We start from the raw sequence: 955 nt of genomic DNA, 5'->3' as shown, positions 1-955 counted from the left end.
CATGGCGATGGTCAAAGCGCTTAACCGGATCACGCTATTAGGAATGCCGAACAGTATTCGCATCACGTAACAATCGACCCGATGGGGCACAGTCGTTACAAGTTCTGATTTATTCAACAAAGCCTCAACGATGCTAAACGAACATTACCGCAGAACGACCTGTTCCATGCGTTATGCACCGATGTTTCGCGTCAGTTGGTGTGGGCAGATAAACCGCGCCCGCTGCTGGACTGGAAGGCGCTGTTTGTCTCGGGACATGCCATCGCTACCGGCAGGCCGGGGGAGGTGGTTACGGGGCTGGAGGGGGAGTTTTGCAGCATCCGCGAGAGCACGGCTCAGATGGGCGTAAAGCGCATGAACAGTTTGATTCAGTACGCCCAGGCCTGGTCGGTCGGCAACGGGGTCAGGCTGCGCGAGGTGCGTTATTCAGGGGATTATTTCGGGAGAGTCGGATGACACTAAAATCACACACCAGACCAGAGCACAAGGACATATGGCGAACACCGCCCGAGGTCTTCCAGGCGCTGGATGGGGAGTTTGGCTTCTACCTCGATGCCGCCGCTGACCACGACAATCCCCTGTGCCGTCTGTATCTGACGCAAGAGGATGATGCCCTGGCCTGTGACTGGAGTAGCAACGGAGCCATATTCTGCAATCCCCCGTACAGCAATATCCGCCCCTGGGTTGATAAAGCTGCTGAGCAGAGCCGCAAGCAGAATAAAACGGTCGTTATGCTGCTGCCTGCTGATACCTCGACGGGATGGTTCGCACAGGCACAGAAAACGGTTGATGAGGTGCGCTTCATCACCGAAGGCCGATTGTCGTTTATCAGCGCTGAAACGGGCAAAAAAGGCAAGGCGGGTAACAGCAAGGGCAGCGTGTTGTTCATCTGGCGACCGTGGCGCACAACCCCTAAAGGGATGACCGTGGTAAGCAAACACGCGCTGATTAACCG

At 55.9% G+C, this 955-nt stretch carries 2 protein-coding genes and 1 pseudogene; all 3 read left to right on the top strand.

What is annotated here, in order from left to right:
• A pseudogene (locus ACTBDZ_RS18160) lies at positions 1 to 70 on the top strand (surface-adhesin E family protein); the annotation flags it as partial.
• A 41-nt stretch (positions 71 to 111) separates the two neighbouring features.
• The gene (locus tag ACTBDZ_RS18155) at positions 112 to 456 is read left to right on the top strand and encodes a recombination protein NinB (protein ID WP_438816312.1); all 345 of its coding nucleotides are present in this window, start codon (positions 112 to 114) and stop codon (positions 454 to 456) included.
• Positions 453 to 955, top strand: a 503-nt coding sequence (locus ACTBDZ_RS18150) for a phage N-6-adenine-methyltransferase (protein WP_438816311.1), incomplete at its 3' end; no start/stop codon positions are given. The genes ACTBDZ_RS18155 and ACTBDZ_RS18150, both read left to right, overlap by 4 nt.

Source organism: Symbiopectobacterium sp., from assembly GCF_051710365.1.
In the GTDB taxonomy this organism is placed as follows: domain Bacteria; phylum Pseudomonadota; class Gammaproteobacteria; order Enterobacterales; family Enterobacteriaceae; genus Symbiopectobacterium.
This window is presented reverse-complemented; position numbering and strand designations above follow the sequence as displayed.